12 protein-coding genes are annotated in these 20,175 nt (G+C 44.4%); 2 read left to right on the top strand and 10 right to left on the bottom strand.

Annotated features, from left to right (window positions below; all coding sequences use genetic code 11):
• Positions 1-12: 12 nt before the first annotated feature.
• The 3 genes from NSB03_RS12320 to NSB03_RS12330 form a co-directional block, all read right to left on the bottom strand.
• Positions 13-2,253 (bottom strand): GH92 family glycosyl hydrolase, encoded by a 2,241-nt coding sequence (locus NSB03_RS12320; protein WP_242357653.1) that lies wholly within the window; start codon positions 2,251-2,253, stop codon positions 13-15.
• Between the two features lie 270 nt (positions 2,254-2,523).
• A complete protein-coding gene (gene alaS / locus NSB03_RS12325) occupies positions 2,524-5,142 on the bottom strand; it encodes an alanine--tRNA ligase (RefSeq protein WP_024987397.1) in 2,619 nt (872 codons plus the stop codon).
• 743 nt (positions 5,143-5,885) lie between these two features.
• Positions 5,886-6,590, bottom strand: coding sequence for a hypothetical protein (locus tag NSB03_RS12330; RefSeq protein WP_024987398.1), 705 nt, complete (start codon positions 6,588-6,590; stop codon positions 5,886-5,888).
• A 705-nt stretch (positions 6,591-7,295) separates the two neighbouring features.
• Between NSB03_RS12330 and NSB03_RS12335 the strand changes: the two genes are divergently transcribed.
• Complete coding sequence (locus NSB03_RS12335) at positions 7,296-8,264, top strand: M23 family metallopeptidase (protein ID WP_024987399.1); 969 nt, start codon at positions 7,296-7,298, stop codon at positions 8,262-8,264.
• 27 nt (positions 8,265-8,291) lie between these two features.
• Positions 8,292-8,633, top strand: a complete 342-nt coding sequence (locus tag NSB03_RS12340) for a MerR family transcriptional regulator (RefSeq protein ID WP_024987400.1) — start codon at positions 8,292-8,294, stop codon at positions 8,631-8,633.
• Positions 8,634-8,847: 214 nt separating this feature from the next.
• Here NSB03_RS12340 and NSB03_RS12345 read toward each other — a convergent pair whose 3' ends face one another.
• The 7 genes from NSB03_RS12345 to NSB03_RS12375 all read right to left on the bottom strand — a co-directional run.
• Positions 8,848-9,996: a retropepsin-like aspartic protease gene (locus NSB03_RS12345; RefSeq protein ID WP_024987401.1), complete on the bottom strand. Its 1,149-nt coding sequence runs from the start codon at positions 9,994-9,996 to the stop codon at positions 8,848-8,850.
• A 48-nt stretch (positions 9,997-10,044) separates the two neighbouring features.
• On the bottom strand, positions 10,045-11,523 hold the full coding sequence (locus tag NSB03_RS12350) for a thioredoxin family protein (protein ID WP_136013706.1): 1,479 nt from the start codon (positions 11,521-11,523) through the stop codon (positions 10,045-10,047).
• Between the two features lie 69 nt (positions 11,524-11,592).
• Entirely contained in the window at positions 11,593-12,654 is a 1,062-nt protein-coding gene (locus NSB03_RS12355) for an FISUMP domain-containing protein (RefSeq protein WP_121765153.1), read from the bottom strand.
• 14 nt (positions 12,655-12,668) lie between these two features.
• Positions 12,669-13,724, bottom strand: a complete 1,056-nt coding sequence (locus NSB03_RS12360) for a hypothetical protein (RefSeq protein WP_128824342.1) — start codon at positions 13,722-13,724, stop codon at positions 12,669-12,671.
• Between the two features lie 29 nt (positions 13,725-13,753).
• Positions 13,754-15,364, bottom strand: coding sequence for a RagB/SusD family nutrient uptake outer membrane protein (locus NSB03_RS12365; protein ID WP_024987405.1), 1,611 nt, complete (start codon positions 15,362-15,364; stop codon positions 13,754-13,756).
• Positions 15,365-15,386: 22 nt separating this feature from the next.
• A complete protein-coding gene (locus NSB03_RS12370) occupies positions 15,387-19,004 on the bottom strand; it encodes a SusC/RagA family TonB-linked outer membrane protein (protein ID WP_024987406.1) in 3,618 nt (1,205 codons plus the stop codon).
• Between the two features lie 186 nt (positions 19,005-19,190).
• Positions 19,191-20,175 (bottom strand): FecR family protein (locus tag NSB03_RS12375; RefSeq protein WP_257466418.1); only part of this gene is annotated, 985 nt, incomplete at its 5' end.

Below are 20,175 nucleotides of genomic sequence, written 5' to 3' on the forward strand. Positions count from 1 at the left end.
GTTTGGTTCGGTTTATTTTAACGGACACTTTTCTGAAAAAATGTTGATTTCTTTGGGAGTATCGCCCATTTCAAACTCGACGGTGGATCCACTCATGATTTGCTCATGAGTAAGGTATGTCTTGTCGTAAGGCTGTCCGTCTACTCTGACGGATTGGATATAGATGTTCTTCTTGCTTACGTTGGGGGCAAGCACGCTGAAGGTCTTGCCGTTTACTAAATGCAACCGCATTTCGGGGAATAGGGGAGTGCCTATTTCGTACTTTCCACCGACGGGATTTACGGGATAGAATCCCATTGCGCTGAATACGTACCAGGCTGACATTTGTCCGCAGTCTTCGTTGCCGCAAAGTCCGGCAGGCTCGTTTTTGTAAAGCTCGTTCATGACTTTGGATACGTAGTATTGGGTTTGGTCACTGCATCCTACCGAGTTGAAGAGGTAGATGACGTGGTGGCTCGGTTCGTTGCCGTGCGCGTACTGGCCTATCATTCCCGTGCTGAAAAGCGGAAGTTCGGCATCTGCTGCCGGATGGTAGGTGAACATACTGTCCAGTTTTTCGGCAAATCTGTTTTTGCCGCCTGCAAGGTCTATCAGTCCGTCAACGTCGTGTTGTACCGACCAGAAATATTGCCATCCGTTGCTTTCGCAGATGTGCGGGGTGTAGTCGTCGGCTTTGAAGTCTTTGATAAAGGCTCCCTTGTCGTCACGTGGCTGCATGAAAGAGGTGGCGGGGTTGTAGACGTTCTTGTAGTTCTGCGAACGTTTGTAGAACGTCTCGGCGATGTCCTGCTTGCCCATCTTCTTAGCCATTTCGGCGATGCAATAATCATCGAAGGCATATTCCAGTGTCTTGGATAGCGACCAGTTTTCGGCGTTGTAGTGGTCTGTCACGTTGTAGGGGATGTATCCCAGTTCCTTGTAGAGTCCGATGCCGCGGTAGTTGTCGAGGTTGGCGGTTGCTACACAGGCGTTCAATGCTTTTTCCGCGTCGAAGTCGCCGATGCCTTTCAGATAGGCGTCTACGATGACAGGGACGGCGTGGTAGCCAATCATCATGTCCGTCTCGCTTCCGTAGAAGTTCCACACGGGCAGTCGTCCGTTCTGTTCGTAGAAGGCGATAAAGGATTTCACCATGTCGTTGACACGTTCCGGTTCGGTATAGGTGAAGAGCGGATGGGCGGCACGGTAGGTATCCCAAAGGGAGAAGGTACTGTAATTCACCCAGCCGTCGGATTGGTGTATCTTTTTGTCGGGGCCGTAGTAGGCTCCGTCTACGTCGTTGTAAATGGTGGGGGCAATCATCGAATGATAGAGGGCGGTGTAGAAATTGACTTTGTCGTCCTCGTTGTCGCCTTTTATTTCAATCTTTCCGAGTTGCCGGTTCCAGTTTGCTTTCGTTTTGGTGAGGTATTTGTCGAAGTCGTTTTCGGGTACTTCGGCTTGCAGGTTTTTGGCTGCGCCTTCCATGCTTGTGCCGGAAATAGCTGTGTTTACGAGAATCTGTTCGCCTTCCTTGGTGTTGAAGTCGAAACGGGCGATGACGGCTGTGCCGATGCGCTTGTTTTCCTTGATGATGGCTGTTGTGTCCAACTCCATTTTCTCAAAAGGACGGGAGAAGCGGGTGCGGAAGTAGATGTGCTGGTCGCGTGCCCATCCGTCGGAAAAGCGGTAGCCTTGGATGGTGACGGAGTCTACGACTTCGATATGCGCATCGTTGGTGAAATCCCAGTTCATGGCTTTCTTCAAGTTCAGGAAGATGGCGGATTGGGCTTCGGGAAAGGTGTAACGCTGGATGCCACAACGCTCGGTGGCAGTCAGTTCGACGTTGATGTTGTAATCTGTCAGGCGTACTTGATAATAACCGGCATGAGCACTTTCATCCTTGTGGGAGAATGTAGAGTGGATACCAAGCGGTGCTTCTGCTTCTTTGTAGGGAAGGGTGACAGGCATGAAAGAGATATCATACAAGTCGCCTGCTCCAGTGCCGGAGAGGTGCGTGTGGCTGAATCCGGCGATTGTGCTGTCCGGATAGAAATAGCCTGAGATGCGGTCCCATCCGGGGAGTCCGTTATCGGGGCTGAGTTGCACCATACCGAAAGGGGCTTGCGCACCTGGGTAGGTGTTTCCGGTAAAGTCGGTTCCGATAAATGGGTTTACATAAGACGTGTAATCTGTTTCGTGTTTTTCTTGCGCAGGGGTACAAGAAATGAGCATGCTGGTTAACAGCAGGCATAGATAAGTAAATGTTCTCATCATTTTTCAGGTATTAGTGATTACTTATTTTATTTATTTGAAGGATAAGAAAAATAATTAATATGTTTGCAAAGGTAGAAAAAAACTGTAACAAGCCTACTGTATGGGCTTAATATTTTTTTATGAGGGAGATGAGACGCTGTTGTGTTTTTGTTTCCCGGTGCCGGACATGTCCTTTCCCAGTGGCGGACGGTGTGTTCCTTGGTGGCGGAATCCGTGCCTGAAAAAAAGGAACTGTTGAGAAAAACAGCTCCTTTTTTTATCTTATTCTTAGATTCCTGCGAGTTCCAGTACCTTTTCGACTGCCGCATTCAATCCGTCGGTATTCTTGCCACCGGCAGTTGCGAAGTGGGGCTGACCGCCGCCACCGCCTTGAATCAGTTTGGCAGCTTCTTTCACCAGGTTACCGGCTTTTAGGCCACCTGCAACCAAATTATCGCTAAGCATAACTGTCAGCATCGGTTTGCCGTTGTCTATGCTTCCGGCTACGAAGAACAGGTTCTCCGTAATCTCGCCGCGAAGTTGGAAAGCGATGTTCTTCACTACTTCTGCCGGTAGCGGAGCGCAGAATTTGATGATTTTGACACCGTTGACTTCCTGTACGTTCTTCAGCAACCGTTCCTTCAGGGCAACTTCCTTTTCTTTCATGAATTCTTCCACTTGCTTCTTCAGTCCCGCGTTTTCGTCAATATATTTGCGGATAGCGATACCCAAGTCGGGAGCATTGTTGAAGAGTGCCTTCAAATCGCTGAGGGTATCCTGTATGGTATCCAACAACTCCTCTACACGCGCTCCGGTAAAGGCCTCGATACGGCGTACACCGGCAGCTACGGAACTTTCCGACATTATTTTCACCATACCGATGTTTCCTGTTGCGGCTACGTGCGTACCACCACAGAATTCGATGGAAGAACCGAATTGGATGACGCGTACCTTATCGCCGTATTTTTCGCCGAAGAGGGCGATGGCTCCCAATTCCTTAGCTTCCTCAATAGGAATATTGCGATATTCTTGCAATGGGATATTAGCGCGGATTCTTGCATTGACGATATGTTCTACTTTACGGATTTCTTCATCGGTCACTTTCTGGAAGTGCGAGAAGTCGAAACGCAACGAATCCGGAGTCACCAATGAACCTTTCTGTTCGACGTGCTCGCCCAACACTTCGCGCAGGGCAGCGTCGAGCAGGTGAGTAGCCGAGTGGTTGGCTGCACAGGCCGCACGTTTGTCGGTATCCACACATGCCATCATCGGAGCTTCCGGATGTTCGGGCAACTTTTTGGTAATATGTATCGGAAGGTTGTTTTCTTTCTTAGTGTCTACCACTTCAATCGTCTCAAATTCGCTTACCAATACACCTGTATCACCTACCTGACCACCACTTTCTGCATAGAACGGAGTATAGTCGAGTACAATCTGATACAATGTCTGGTTCTTTTGTCTGATCTGACGGTAACGAAGGATAGAAGCCTCGTATTCAGTGTAATCGTAACCAACAAATTCAGTAGTCCCTTCTTTCAGTACAATCCAGTCACCTGTTTCGATGGCGGCGGCGTTGCGGGCACGCTGTTTCTGCTGCTGCATTTCTCCGTCGAACTCTTCGATGTTGACGGTCATTCCGTTTTCACGGAGAATCAGTTCGGTCAGGTCAAGCGGGAAGCCGAATGTATCATATAAGGTAAAGGCATCTTTACCGCTGATTTCTGTTTTTCCTGCCGCTTTCGTATCTTCCATGGTCTTGTCGAGCAGGCGGATACCTGTCTCCAATGTGCGCAGGAACGATTCTTCTTCTTCCTTGATTACTTTTTCAATCAGTGCCTTTTGTGCAATCAGCTCAGGATAAGCTTCTCCCATGTTATCAATCAATACAGGAAGCAACTTATACATAAATGCCTGTTTCTGTCCGAGGAAAGTATATCCGTAACGAACAGCACGGCGAAGGATACGACGGATCACGTAACCTGCCTTTGCATTGGAAGGCAACTGGCCATCTGTGATTGAGAATGCAATGGTACGGATATGGTCGGCAATCACACGCATAGCGATATCTTGCTGCTTGTCTTTTCCATATTCTGTACCCGACATCGCTGCAATGGCTTTCAGCATTGGCTGGAATACGTCTGTGTCATAGTTGGATGTTTTGCCTTGCAATGCCATGCACAAGCGTTCGAATCCCATACCGGTATCAATAACTTTGGCAGGAAGCGGCTCAAGACTGCCGTCTGCTTTGCGGTTGTATTGCATGAACACGAGGTTCCAGATTTCAATTACCTGCGGATGGTCGTGGTTGACGAGGTCGCGGCCGGAGATTTTGGCACGTTCTTCTGCCGGACGGAGGTCGATATGGATTTCGGAGCAAGGTCCGCAAGGTCCTGTATCACCCATTTCCCAGAAGTTGTCGTGTTTGTTGCCGTTGATGATGTGATCTTTCGGCAGGAACTGTTCCCAATAGGAAGCAGCTTCGTCGTCACGACCCAATCCTTCTTCAGGACTTCCTTCAAATACGGTTGCATAGAGATGTTCCGGATTCAGTTTCAAGACTTCTACCAGATATTCCCACGCCCAGCTGATGGCTTCTTTCTTGAAGTAATCGCCGAACGACCAGTTACCAAGCATTTCGAACATGGTGTGGTGGTACGTATCGTGTCCTACTTCTTCCAGGTCATTATGCTTTCCGCTTACGCGCAAACATTTCTGAGAGTCCGCGACTCTTTGGTATTTTGCCGGGTGATTGCCCAAAATAATATCTTTAAACTGGTTCATACCCGCGTTGGTAAACATCAGGGTAGGGTCGTCTTTTATCACCATGGGAGCCGACGGAACGATGTGGTGTCCTTTCGACTCGAAGAAATTCTTGAATGAATCTCTGATCTCTTTTGCAGTCAACATATTCTTCTATATATCTATTGTTGAGGTTAATATTCTCAAAAAACTGTGCAAAGATAGCTTGTTTTTGCGATATGGCAAAAGTTTGTTTCAATATATTGTGCGAGGGGGCAATACGGATGTATCTTCTGAAGTATCTCATTAATAACCAAATGTAATAACCGGTTTTAATGATACTTGTCGGTAACAAAGAGGAGCGAATGACTATTTTTATTTCTCATTCATTAATAATCCATTTCTCATTCATTAATAATCCACTTCTGGTTCATTAATAGAAAACTTCTTTTCCATTAATAGTAAACTTCTTATTATCAGTATGTAAACTTGTTTTTTATTAATTGTAATCTATAATTGCAAGCTTTGATTATAAAAACAAAGGCTTTGATTATATAAATGCAACTTGCAATTATACAATCAAAGCTTGCGTTTATAGTTTGCATCGAGTGAAAAGAAAGTTTCCTCCCTATCGGAAGGAAGTTTACACTTAATGGGCAGTAAGTTTTTCATTAATAGCCAGGAACGCAACTGTTAATACCTCTTCTGACAGCTACAGATGGACGCGATGGGAAAAGCTTGTTTAAAAAGGATTGAAATAAAAACTTAAGGAAGTTACCGTCTCTACAAATGCTTTATTTGAAGTGACCAAACTTATAATTAAAGATGTGTCAGGCAGATGGGACGGAAACCGAGAGGCGATATCTGATGTTGGCACTCGGTTTCCTAATCAGTTTAATACTCATTAATACTCACCGATGGAAGAGATAATAGGACAATCCCAGCTCCAAGGACGGAACAAACAGGTGTATGTTTTCTTTCGGACGTACGGGCGACCGGTCGACATAGCTGTTTCCTTGATGGAGTCCTTTCAACCGGGCGTATATGCCATCTACGGAGAGTCTGAGGGCTATGTTCGAGTCGAAGATGTATTCGTAAGCCAGACCGATGTTGCAACCGATGCCGGAAACTCTCGTCCGATAGTCCGTTTGTGACGGCTCTGCTTGTGGCATCAGGGTTCCTTTGGCCTGGTGACGGACGTAGCCCACTCCGGCGTTAATGTAGCCCACTCCTTTTTCGAAGGCCGTCTGCCGTTTGAGGAAGGAGACTTGGGGTGCTACGTAATGGAAGGATGATGCTTCGTCCATATTTTCATACTTTTGCTTCTTACCCCGATAATGATAGTAGTATGCTCCGTATCCGAAGGCGCTGCGGGGAGAGAAGGTCATCAGTTGCAGGGAAGAGGTAAATCCGGCTCTGTCTTCATCTTTGGGTACATCCCACGAGCTGATACCGCCTCCACACATATCCGGCATCCCGAATCCTATTCCTGCATTGAATACATATACACGCTTGTATGACGGGACGTTGCTTTCCGAGTCTATGGTTTGTGCGGACAGCGTAGCGGTTGTCAGCAGGCAGCCCAATAGTAATATCAAATTTCTACTGAATTTCATAATAGTCTATATTTGTTTGGAAAGTTGTTTCATTGTAGTTTTTGATTAATTAATTTCAATCCAATCCGTCTACGTATGTTTCTACAAATTGAAATTCGGTCCTACAAGTAAGAGCCACCTGTCTCATCAAATCATTCAATTGCTGGACAGTTGTACAATTTTGTAGTCTTGGTATGATTGCCAATAATTTCATTCTTTGTAGACTGCTCATTTCATATCAAAAAATAATGGTAGCTCAAATAACAAATACTTCATTGCTTTCATAGCTTTTAAATTTTTTGTTGATTATAAATGGTTGTACAACCTGCGTTAAGATCTTGGTGTAAATGTATATAAAAAAAATGAAAGAACAAAGAAAAACAGTTTTGCGTTTAATATTATTTGTATGTACTCTATAAAAGTAACGTCAGTTTGATATACATCTATGCTGTTACGGTTCTTCTCTTTTAGAGAGGTTGCTCTCTCCCGATTCATAAAATGCTTTGCAGCATAAAAAAAGCTCCGGCTTTCACAAATCCCAACTTTGCCATGTCAGAAAATTTTAGTAACTTAGTCTGGAAAGAATGTCGCAATGGAATGTGTAGATAGGATAAATGTTTTATTTTAGTTGCTTTCTTTTCTTAAATAATTGGTTGTTATGACTAGAAGATGTATTTTTGTGGTGGTTGAAATGAGAATGTTAACAAGCGAAATATTTCCAAAAAGATGCGCAAAGTATATTACATATATAATCCACAGACTCAGACTTATGATCGAATTTACCCTACCATACGGCAACGTGCGTTCAGTTATTTGCGCCGGGTTTTCTATGGTATGGGGTTGGGAGCGGGGTGTTTCATCCTGCTACTCTTTATTTTCGGTTCTCCATCAGAGAAAGAGTTGCGAATAGAAAACAGCCGCCTTTTGGCACAATATAACGTACTTTCCCACCGGCTCGACGATGCGATGGGAGTGCTTCAGGACCTTCAGCAGCGCGATGATAACCTTTACCGGGTGATTTTTCAGGCCGATCCCGTTTCGCCGGCTATCCGCCAGGCGGGTTATGGTGGCACGAACCGTTACGAAGAGCTGATGGACTTGGCAAACTCTAAATTAGTGGTGAATACGACTCAGAAATTGGATGTGCTTTCCAAACGTCTCTACATACAGTCAAAGTCTTTCGATGATGTGGTGGATATGTGTAAGAACCACGATGAGATGCTGAAATGCATTCCTGCCATCCAGCCTATTTCGAATAAAGACTTGCGGCAGACGGCTTCCGGCTACGGAACGCGCATCGACCCTATTTACGGTACGACGAAATTCCATTCGGGAATGGACTTCTCCGCCCATCCGGGGACGGATATTTATGCCACTGGCAACGGAACGGTAGTGAAAGCCGGATGGGAGACCGGCTATGGCAACACCGTAGAGATAGACCACGGATTCGGATACATGACCCGTTATGCACACTTGCAGGCGTTCGATACGAAAGTCGGAAAGAAAGTGGTGCGCGGCGAAGTGATAGGAAAGGTGGGCAGCACCGGAAAGAGTACCGGGCCGCACTTGCATTATGAAGTGCACGTCAAAGGCAAGGTGGTGAATCCCGTCAATTACTATTTCATGGATTTGAGTGCCGAAGATTACGAAAGGATGATTCAGTTGGCTGCCAACCACGGTAAGGTATTCGATTAGTCTCCCCTCCGAAAACTTAGAAATGTTATGCTTAATACAGATAAAGAACTGAAACTATATTACTCCATCGGTGAGGTGGCCGATATGTTCGGTGTCAATCAATCCCTGCTCCGTTTTTGGGAAAAGGAGTTTCCGCAAATCTCTCCTAAGACAGCGGGAAGAGGAATCCGCCAATATCGCAAAGAAGACGTAGAGACCATCGGACTGATTTACCATCTGGTGAAAGAAAAGGGAATGACTCTCACCGGTGCCCGCCAGCGTCTGAAAGATAATAAGGAAGCTACGATTCGTAATTATGAGATTGTGAATCGGTTGAAGGCGATAAAAGACGAACTTCTGGCAATTAAACAGGAGTTGGACGGACGGTAGTTACAAATATCTGATACAGTACTCCCCAGTGCTTGATACAACAGATTCCAGTACTTGAAATGTAGAAAAGGATAGTTTGTGTCTGTGATTAATCTTGCGCCTTACTTGCTTTATAAACAAGTAAGGCGCAAGATACTTCCTTTAGAACTTTATATGGATGTTTCTCTGACCATTTTGCCAGACGATACAGACTAATTGATAATGTCTTATTGTTTCATTTTCGCCTGATGACGGTGGATTTTATTTCTCCCGTTTCTTTGTCGATATATTTAATGTATGCTTCTTTCTCAGGCAATTGTACTAGATTGGTGGTCGTTGCCTTGTATAAATCTACTTTGTCATACTTCTTTCCTTCAATCTCTACAATCTGCTCACCTCCTTTCAGAGGGGATTCCTCGGGATTCCATACCATTCCTACAGTCAGATAATTATCTATGACGGTAATGACTGCATCCCATTCTTTCTGATACATGTCTGGTGTCTCACCCGAAACCGATGGTATGTAATAGAATACCCCTTTGCGGTAATTGATAACGATGTTGCCATGATTTAACAATTCGGAACCGATTCGGGAATCCATCGCATGAGTAGTAATGGTAGTGACATTTCGAAAAGAATGATTTCCTATTGAGAAGTGAGGTATCTTCAGGCGATATTTCGTGGAAGCCTTCTCGACTCCGGATACTCCCAACGACAGTATTCCCACACCTTTTCCCAGTTGCTCAAACGATTTAGAGTGTTTTTCGCTCAGACGCCGGTGGCTTGTGGCCGACATGGCATAGAACGAAGACGCACCGCTGTCGAACATGACAGTGTCTTGTTTATTGTCGGCAAAGCGTACAGGGATGCGTACAAGATAAGGGTCTTTCACCAAAGGAATGCCGCAAAGAGAATCTATCCCCAATCCCTTCTCCGAACTGGTTAGGGTAAAGGTGTGATTGCTTCCGTCCAGCTTGACGATTCCCATCTTCATGAGATTATATCCTATAATACCATCTATCTTAAAGTTTTCTACTATATTGTCTTTTTCGAGACAGATGGCTTGCAGGCAGCTGAAAGTAAATCCGTCCAATTTCAGCGATTCCAATTCTGCCACACGGGTAGTCAGTAAATGGCCGTTAGAATCTTGCACCTGTACTGAGTCGAAAGGAACAATCCCGGCACGTTGCATAAAAGAATAGGTAAGAGAACACGGCGCACCCGTATCAACGAGAAAACGGCCTTGATGCCCATTCACCTCTGCGTTGATTGTTATTTTCCCATTTTCTTTCACATAAGGTACCGTCACACGATATTGTGCAAAGAGAGAGAGCTGGGCAAATAATGCCAGCTCTCCTATAAATGCTATCAGGAAACTCTTCATAACCAAAGTTCTTTAGTGTTTTCTATGTTTTGTCATATACGACATGCATTACTGTTTAATCACTTCTGAAGCAATCTTCAATAAATTGTCAGCATTTTGTGCGCCTATGATTTTTTTGACGATGTTTCCGTCGCCATCCATGAACAGTAAGGTGGGATAAGAGGTCACCGGATGTTTTTTGTTAAGCTCTATGCCGTCTTTTTGTTCCATATCCAATTTCACGTTGATGAATTGCTTGTTATAGACAGCCCCAACGGCTTCTTGTACGAACACCTGATTGGACATTCTCTTGCATGGTCCGCACCAAATGGTGTAGCAGTCGACAAACAGGAGTTTACCCTCTTTCTTGGCCTTCGCCATTGCTTCTGCAAGGTTTCCTTTCTCGAAGATGATTCCATTAGGATGCTCTAATTTGTAGATGAATGCTTTCAATTGCTTCACTACTCCCGAGTCATCTTTCTGTGCTTCTATGCAGGCGTTCAGATAGTTGATTATCTTTCCTCTGGTTTCGCCCGACATGTCAGGTAATTCCAGCGACGTGTCGATATACAATTTGCTTACTCCTAATTGGCTGGCATTTTTGGTAAGGTAATCCAGCATTTCATCATATTTCCGTTCTCCACGCAGATGGATGATGGGATAAACTCGGCAAACGTTGCATGTATCCGAAAGACCTGCTTTCTGAATTTCATTATTCAGTTCGATTACTTTCATTTTATCGTAGGGAGTTTTTCCCATTGCATAGTTCATGATGTCCCAATAGTATAGGCTTTCGATGAGTGAATTGACTTTCTTCGCTCCGTTGGCTTTGACAAATTTTTCTTTGTGGGCAATCAAATAGTTAAAATTCTCACTCTCTTTGTTGCTGATGGTAGAGCTGAAAGTTACCCAGTTTTCCTTACGGAGATACTCCTTCGGTTTCAGCATGCGGATGTATTCCTTATTGATTTCCATGAATTTTTTGTTCTCGTTGGCCAAATTGAGTACGGTGAGGTAGTTGCGCGTCTCTTTCTTTCCCCGTTTTCCGCTTTGGTAGATTTGTTCGGCGCCCGGCAGCGTGGTCTTTGGATTTAGAGCCAGTGACACGGCCGCTTTCATGTCTTCCTTCTCTCTGCCTCCTACGATGCGGAGAAGCACGTTTCCATCGGAGTCGAGAATCAGAAAATGGGCGAAATACTGTATATCGTATTTCTTGGCAATGTCCGTGTTCTCCCCCTGTGTGACATCAATAAATAGGTTAACGAAGTGTTTGTCCATATAGTCACAGAACTCACGGTCGGAAAATACCGCTTTGTTCATCAGATGGCAAGGCATCGCCCAGTCGGCAAAGCAGTTGAAGAATATAGGCTTGTTCAACTCGCGTGCTTTTTTGAAGGCTTCCTCCATGGTGTATACATAGTTCATCTTAACTTCCGCCTTGACGGCATCGCCATATACGCTTTCGGCTTGTTGTGCATGGCTGTTGTTGAAAGGGCATATCACCAAAAGGATGAGGGCCATTAAAACATTTCTACAATTCAGTTTCATGAGTGATTCTTTTTAATCTATTGATATTTAAAATTTAATCTGTTGATAATTAGAAATGAAGATGCTTCCTTATTGAACGTCTTTCACGCACCGCACACTGTACAACACGTCGCGCATTCCTGTATTAATCCGGCTGCTGCCTCTCCATATCTTGTCGGAGTATAATGCCGACATACGAAATACAGCTACCTCAGTAGAGTCGTTCTCTTGATATTTGGTTGACGACCAATAATATCCGTTTTCTCCTTTGTTGAGATATTTCTCTTCGTTGAATTCAACGTATACATTGGCTCCTCCTCTTTGCAGATTGAGCCCGCTCTCTCCGTTTTCATTCATCAGTGTGGCCATTCCTCTTCCTCGCCAGGTGTCAAATTGTTCTGCCTCGCTCGGATTCATACCTAATGTCATTTCCAACTTCAGCCAGTCTTCGTCGCTAGGCAGTCGCCAACCTTCGGGCACAGCCGCCAAGGCCGCGTCATAGGAGTAAAGCATTCCGTATTTTTCCGAGTAATGGTCGTTTTCTTCTTCTGTTTCTTGGAAGAGTTGTTGGCCATACTCAAATTGGAATTCGAATGTGTTCTTTATTCTTTCTTCTTCAGTTGCTTTGAAGTCTTCTACTTTTCTTTCGATCGCTAAGGCAAAAAGAGGCTCTACTTCCGCGTTCACTCCGAGAGCACCGGTCTTCAACATGCTGATAATATCGCTTTGTCCCATACCATAATAAGTTATAAACACAGGGATATATTGGACAAATAATTCACCTGCGCCCGACCATCCATCTTGTTGCGGATCGTTAGCAACCTCTGTAACAATTGTAATAAACTGTTCGTCGGTAGTTGTCACTTCAGGTTCGACTTTAATTCTCTCCAGATTCGGATGTGCTTCATTCCAAGTGAAGCATCCTTTGAATGAGTTGCACGGTACTTGATAACACAGATTTCGGGTCATCCATATTTGGTTGCCAATCCGGACACACGGATATACCTTTTGGTCGCGCGGATCTGTAAAGTCTTCGGCAGGACTGACTAAGCTACTATCGAACCTTAGGACAAACTGTTCATCGTTGTCGCTACATGACATAGCTATGCCGGACAGGGTACATGATAACAATATAAATAGTAATTTCTTCATCGTTTTACTTCTTTTTAGAGTTCTACATTCAGATCGATGGTGATATAGTCGTAGAGTATGTTGAATTTCGTCATGACGAGCGGAGAGACTCCGTATCGTTCAGTGAATCCCTCTTTACCCAAAGCCACAATGGCCAAAACAAAATATTGCAGGTCTTCATTTATATTCATAGGGGATAGCACACCACCGTTACTCCATCCTCGAATGAAACCATAACGGCCGATGTCTTGCAGGTATAGTTTACGGTCGGCATCTGCTTCTTCCTTAGTTGCCAGATTGTACTTCTCGACGTATTCCATGAATGTGTATTCCTTCTTGTCCCACTTGTTGTAAATTAGTACATAAGGAGCTTCCTCGTACAAGTTGTTTACAGTTATATTTTGGTATTTTTTATCACAATCTGCAACATTTGTACATTCAAGATCTATTGTCCAAATCTTATAATACGCTTGCAGTTCTTGGGATACCGCACCAAATTGATCTACTATTGTTTTGTTTCTGGATATTTTCTGTATAAGCATATCACCTATGATGGTTTGTGAGGTGCTTTGGATTTCGTCGGGGGCAGTGATATTTGCAATATCGAACAAAACAAGTGTGCGTAACCCCACGTAATAATTGTCCGGTATATTCAGCGAGGTTGATGTGGATGTCAGGTTATTGGCAAGCATGATACTGAAGGGGCGCATTGATTTGCTGCACATTTCAAGATACTGTTCGGCAAAATTCAATGCATTCAGTTTGTCTTCTTCAGTTTGAAGGTAATCATACTTATACTTTATGGAAGTGGTATATGAGTCGAACCCCCAATTCAGGTCGAGCGTTTCATATCGTTTTACCGGATTTCCGTACCAGTCTGTACCGATTTCCTTGACACTGATGGTGTCGTTGAAGTATACAGGTACTTGGTAAGTTTGATATATCTGATACCGTTTATGCTGTACGGGGTCATTGGGGTCATCCTCAATAGTGTACACGTTTTCCAAAACGGTCTGTTTGTCTATCGCATCTTCCTTCGAGCAAGATGTCACACAAACAAGGGTGATTAATAAAATAATAACGTGTTTCATATTTTTTTGTCATTTAATATAATGATACTTTATTCTTGTTCAGTTTTTTTGTCTTCATATTCAAGTGGTTCCCGTTTATTGCGCGGATTGTCGGGCATGGGTACCTTATCAAATTCTATCACTTTCCGTGGGAGACTGAAGGTGTACGCCGGATCTCCTGCCGGAAGCAGGTAGTATTCGGTTGTAGCGAAAGAGAAGTTATCGTTGTAGACTGAATACGCATGAATGATGTTGCGTGAATAAGGATACTGCACGCATACGGCATACCTGCGCAGGTCGAACCAGCGTTTTCCTTCGAAGCAGAGCTCTTTCCGACGTTCATTGCGTATTTCTTGCACCAATTGTTCACCACTGTATGTCTGGGGCGCATACGGTGTAATACGTTGAGAACGTAATGTGTTCAGTGTTGAATTGGCTTTGTCTGCCTTGGTGGGTTGCATGGCACAGGCTTCCGCGTAATTCAGATACGCCTCGGCCATACGCAACATGAGGGCATCCGATATATGGCTGTACTCTATTCCCCTTTCATATTTCTTGTAGAGTCCGATACTATCGTTTTGAGGCTCCACAGTATTTCGTCTTTTCGCAAAGAAAGTTGTTTTACGCACGTCGTTGTCGTCGAACATGGAATAGAGTTCGTTTGTCACGCAATAGTCACCGTATTGTCCTGTCACCGACCAATCGGAGCGGCAACAGAGCGGATTGGAACCTTGCGAGAAGATGATCTCAGGATTAGTAGTGGTCAAAAAGGGTGTCTCATTACTGAAGTTGGAAGTCGGTGCTAAGGAGAAAAGTCGACTATTCATCACCTTTTCGGCTTCAATTTCTGCATTCGGCCAGTCTTGCATAAAAAGATAGACACGGCTCAGCAGTAGCGAAGCAGCCTCCCAACTGGCACGATGCAGTAGGTGATGGCTTTTCTGCGGGCTTTCCGTCAATAGGCGGGCAGACTCTTTCAGGTCAGAAACGATTTGTTCATAAATGCGTTTCACGCTCTCTCGCTTAAATTGCTGATCGGCGTCCTTGTCGTATTCCACGTGGGCACTGAGTTTCAAGGGCACACACAGCTTGGAGGCGCAGGTTGACGGGTTGTATGCATCTCCATACAGATTGGCAAGGACAAAATAGAACTGTCCGCGAAGGAAGAAGGCTTCTCCTTTCACACGCAGGTAGTCGGCATAGTCTTGATCTGTTTTGTGAGGCAACTGCTCTATTTCGTCCAAGATGATGTTGACGATGCTGATTCGGCGATACATATCGTTCCATGTAGCGTTGTCGTTACTATAGTTTTTGGCCTGATAGTTGTATCGTACGTCTTGTTGCCATGCATAGTATCCATACATTGAATTGATGGCATAGTTATAATAGGGGTGACCTACTTTGCCTATAAGGCTCGTCCCTACGGTGTTGATATCGTCATCCAGCAAGTTGAAAAACTGACACGACTGGTTGCTCATGCCATATTCCATTTTGTAACTCTGCATATATACGTCTCCAATCAGGAGTTCGTCTAGTTGCTGAACGTGTTTGGGGATTACCATGTCTTGCGAATACTCGCTGAGAAAATCGCTGCATCCGCAGAAAGTAGCCGTCAACAGACAAGCTTTTATGATATTTGCTGCTTTTTGTTTCAATTTCATGATTGTTCTTCTTTTTTGATGATTAGAATGATACTTGTACTCCCATAGTGTATGACGGACGTATGGAAAGAGCGGTTGTGGTAGAGAATCCACTTTGGCTTGGGTCTTGTCCGTCAAGTTCTTTCGAACAGATGGTGAATACATTGTTGGTAGAGAAGTTGATGCTAGCCGTCTTGAACGGGGTCTTCTGCAACATCTTCGGTGTAAAGCGGTAGCGTAATGAGAGTGATGAAAGTCTGAAATAACTGCCTGATACCACCCGAATATTAGAGTAGTCGTACATGCTCCAAAGATTGTCGGCATACTTGGGGATGTTCGAGAAATTTCCCCCTTGCGCACTGTAATGGTTGATGTAGTTGGAATATTGGGGATCGGACGGACTGATCAGTGACGGATAGACCGTTTTGTGCTCATCGCCAGGGACACGCCATCTGTTGACGAACTCTTTGCGTACGTTGTTTTCAGATGAGACTCCCTTTACGATGTCCGAATAAAGGGCGAACTTGCGAATTTTGTTTCCTAAGTTGTAGGTAAAGTTAGTACTGAGCGAAAGTTGCTTCCACGTCAGCGTGCTATACAGTGAGCCGTTGAATTTCGGTTCGCGTGTTCCGCTCTTTACAAGCACTGTTTTTACGATATCTTCCAGGCTCTTGTTTTCCAATAGGTGGCGGCGGTCGTTATAGTCGTCGAACATCGGCACACCATTGGTGGGATTCAATCCGAGGAACTCGTATGAATAGAATGTACCGATGGATTCGCCGCCCACGATGGCCGTCCCGTTCAGATAGTCGTCTATTTTATAATTGTTGATAACATCGTTGTTTACTGTGTTTTTATACAGAGAATAGTTTGTCGACAGATACCACTGCCACTCCTCATTGCGAATGGGATAACCGGAGAGGTAAATACTGAATCCCTTGTTGGTGATGTCTCCACCATTCATGACATATTCGGACAGACCGTTGACAGTAGACACAGGCACGGTGGTAAATGCGTCTTTGGTCTTTTTGTAATAGAAGTCGGAACCTATCGTCAAGCGGTTTTGGAAAAATGACAGGTCGAATCCCAAGTTATACTCATCGGTTTGTTCCCAGCGCAGGTTGGGATTGGGGTATGCATAAACCTTTGCATAATTTTCACCGAAATAGTAGTTCATACTTCCTTGTCGGAGAAGCAGGTTCGGTGTTTGGCCGTCTACCATATTACCTGTTTTACCATATGAAAAGCGGAGACGCATTTCATCGGCTGCTTCAAAATTCTTGCATAAGGTCTCTTTGATATTGAACATTCCTGAAACAGACCAAATCGGAAGGAACTTTTTGTTGCTGCGACTTCCGAATTTGTTAGAGGCGTCGAAACGTCCGTTCATGTTGACAGTGAAATAGTTGTCATAACTATATGTCATCGTAAGGTATCCGCTTATTTTGTTTGTTTTGGTTGACTGTACGGTACGATGGGGCTGTATAGTCCATTGGGCGTAGTCGGGGTATTGAAGTATTTCTTCCAACGTCATTTCTTCAAGATATTTCATACCTCTTTCTTTAAAGTATCCGCGTGTCTGGTCAGTGAAGCCTTTATTTTTGTATGTACTGACTTCGTATCCCAAGTTGGCACCCAACAGATGTTTTTGGTTGGCTCCCACTCCTTGGTGATAGTTAGCTTGTGCGCGGAATGTGATGTTATCGGTGATATTGTTGCTTGTATTCAAGACTCCTCCGTATGGTAAGGCGCACTTACCGTCGTCGCCTTTCAGGGGAGTGTCTTCTAATTCTCCGTTCTTCAGATGTGCTACGTAGTTTGTCTTTTCGCCATACCATGTCTCCGTGGTACTTGCGCTACGTTGATAGGACATAGTCATGGTTGCATCCAAAATATGTTCGTATCGGTATTGCAGGTCCAGTGCTGTAATGAGCTGGTTGGAATCGTACGTTTGCGACATATTGTTCATTTCGTTGATGATGTTGTAATTGTATTTATAGGAGGAGTCTTCCTTCCGCTCTATGTTGTAGGCATGACGCTTGTAATAGTAGAGTGAACCGTCTGGGTTGTAGCAAGGCAGCGCACGAGTGGTGTTGTAGGCATATCCTAAAGCATCAATTTCGCTGGGCAGGTAGTTCTTTTTCGCGATGTTTCCGTTCATACGGAAGTTAACTTGGAACGACTTGTTGATGGTGCTTTGCAAATTTAACGTTCCTGTGTAGCGGTCGTTGTATTGGGTGCGTACTACGGCGTCTTCGCTGGTGTATCCCAGAGAGGCGTAGTATCGTGTGCTTCTGTTACCGCCCGATACGCTTAAGGTGTGATTGTGGGTCAACGCATCATGTGCCAGAATTTTGAACCAGTCGGTATTGACATTCTCAAACCAGCGAACTTGGTTTTGAAATTCGTCGAAGGTGGTATTTCCTTTGATATAATCATAGTAGGCACCTTCGTAACCCACCATGCTCATTTGGGCAGGAAATGCATAGTGAAGGTCGCACAGATCCTTACCGAACTGTACGCGTTCTTGCGAGTTCATCAGGTTGATGTTATGGTCGGTGTAGCGAGGACGTGCGATGATCTTCAACTCTCCCGAATAATTGATGCTAGGTGCTCCGATATGTCCTTTTTTAGTAGTAATGACAATGACCCCGTTGGCTGCTCTCGTACCATACAAGGCGGTGGCGGCTGCATCTTTCAAGACATCAATACGTTCAATGTCCTGTGGGTTGATTCCTGAGATAGCATTACCGATATAGTTGATGTAGTCGGGGTCGTTAAGCTGTTCTGTAGTTACGTCTACCGGATCCGTAAGAGGAATTCCATCTAATACCCACAGCGGTTCGCGGTTACCCACTAAAGTTGATGTTCCGCGGATACGCATACGGGCGGTAGCACCTACTTCGCCCGAGTTTGCCATAAATATCATGTCGGGAACTCGTCCTTCGAGTGCTTGCTCGATCGAGGTCATACCTGGCATCAAGATGTCGTCCATCTTCAATGATGTGATAGCACTCGTATTTCTGCGTGCATCTATGTTACCGTATCCGGTGATTACCACTTCGTTGATTTCGTTGGATGAAGTTTGCAGCAATAACTTGATGTTCAGCTTTTGGGGATTTATAGCCAAACGTTCTTTCTTGAATCCGATAAAACTTGCTTGGATGAAGCATTTTTCTTTTTCAATGATGGGACGGGGAGCGTAAACGGTGAAGTTTCCATCTATATCGGTCGAACCTCCCCATTGCTGTGACTCGTGTGTGATGGTCACCGTTGCACCAGGCAGGGGATCACCCAGTTCATCGTGCACACTTCCAGTAATGACACAAAGGTTTTTCCTCTTGATGGCTTCGGTTGACGTAGGATCCAGGAATACGGTTATGAATTCACCTTTTTCTTTGAAAAGCAGAGGAGTGCCTACGAGAGTCTGCCGCAAGGCGTCTTGTACATCCTTCGCATGCACGGAAGCGTTCGCTTTGTAGAGCGATATGTCCTCGTGACTAAAACTGATTTTCTGATTGTAGGTCTGCGCTATCTTCCTTAGGGCAGAGGGCATGGGTTCATTCTGAAAATCGAAGGAGATTTTCTTATCCTGTGCCCATATCTGCTGTAGTGTACACAATAGCAGTATGAACATCAAAGCGAACTTTATCTTTTTCATAACTTTTATTGATTTAACGTATTATAGAAAATCTTTAATATTCTATATTTATATCGTAAAATCAAGGATGATGGGTGACAACAAGAAAAAGAAAAGTTGCTTTTTAGGTGCTTTTTGTTTTAAAATCGCATTTTTATCTTCATTCCGCAACTTTGTATACTTCTTGAACTTTCTTTAAGAAGATTCTTATCGTTTGCTCACCAAAACAGTGTTTTCCTGCGAGTTTATGCGGATCAGTACAGTTCCCATTTGGTTGAGCATCGATAAGGTCGTTTTTAAGTTGTCCGAACGTTTGGCCCAGAAAGTGAATCGATATTGTTTGATGTCTTCGTCTTTAAAAACGATTGTAGTGTTGTACCATCGTCCTAAAACTTTCATGAGGCTGAGCAAGTCGGTCTGTTCGAAATAAAACAGATCTTCTTTCCAGGCTGTAAATTCATAAGGGTTCACTTTTTTTATTGTCATTCCGGAGTCGGAGTCATATTCAGCGTCCTGACCGGGCAGAAGAACTTCTTTTTGAAGCGATAGCGTATCTGTCAGAAGTACTTTCCCTTTGATTAAAGTAACATGTTTTTTTTCATTGGTGTAAGAACGGATGTTAAACTCGGTTCCCAATGCGCGCGTTGTGTTGGCATGATGTTTTACGATGAAGGGACATTTGGCGTTGGAGGCCACTTTGAAATAAGCTTCACCTTCCAAATGTACGGTACGTGTAGAATCGGTAAACTGCGAGGGGTAGCTTAAACGGCTTTCGGCGTTCAACCATACTTCTGTGCTATCATTGAGTATTACTTGGATACTTTTACCGCGTGGGGTAGTGAGCGTGAGTAATTCTGTAGCACGCGTGTGTGAAGTCTGTGTATAGTCAAGGATTTGAGTATGGATAGTTGTTTTTTTTCCTTTTTGGGTAGACAGGATAATGGGACGTGACTTGTTTTCCGAGTATGTGATTATGCTCGTTTCCGGTTGGTCAATGACATCGGCCAAAGATATTTGGGTTTCAATTTCTTGCGATTCTAGTTTGGGTATTTTTTTCATCTGATATAGACCGATGGACAGAACAAGCAGTAAAGATGCTGCGATTCCAATGAATTGGAGGTGTGTCGTAATGCACGATACACCTTCTTTTTTATTCATTACTATACAACTCGGTTCATTTTCTTTAAGCTGC

Source organism: Bacteroides acidifaciens, assembly GCF_024623065.1.
GTDB lineage: Bacteria > Bacteroidota > Bacteroidia > Bacteroidales > Bacteroidaceae > Bacteroides > Bacteroides acidifaciens.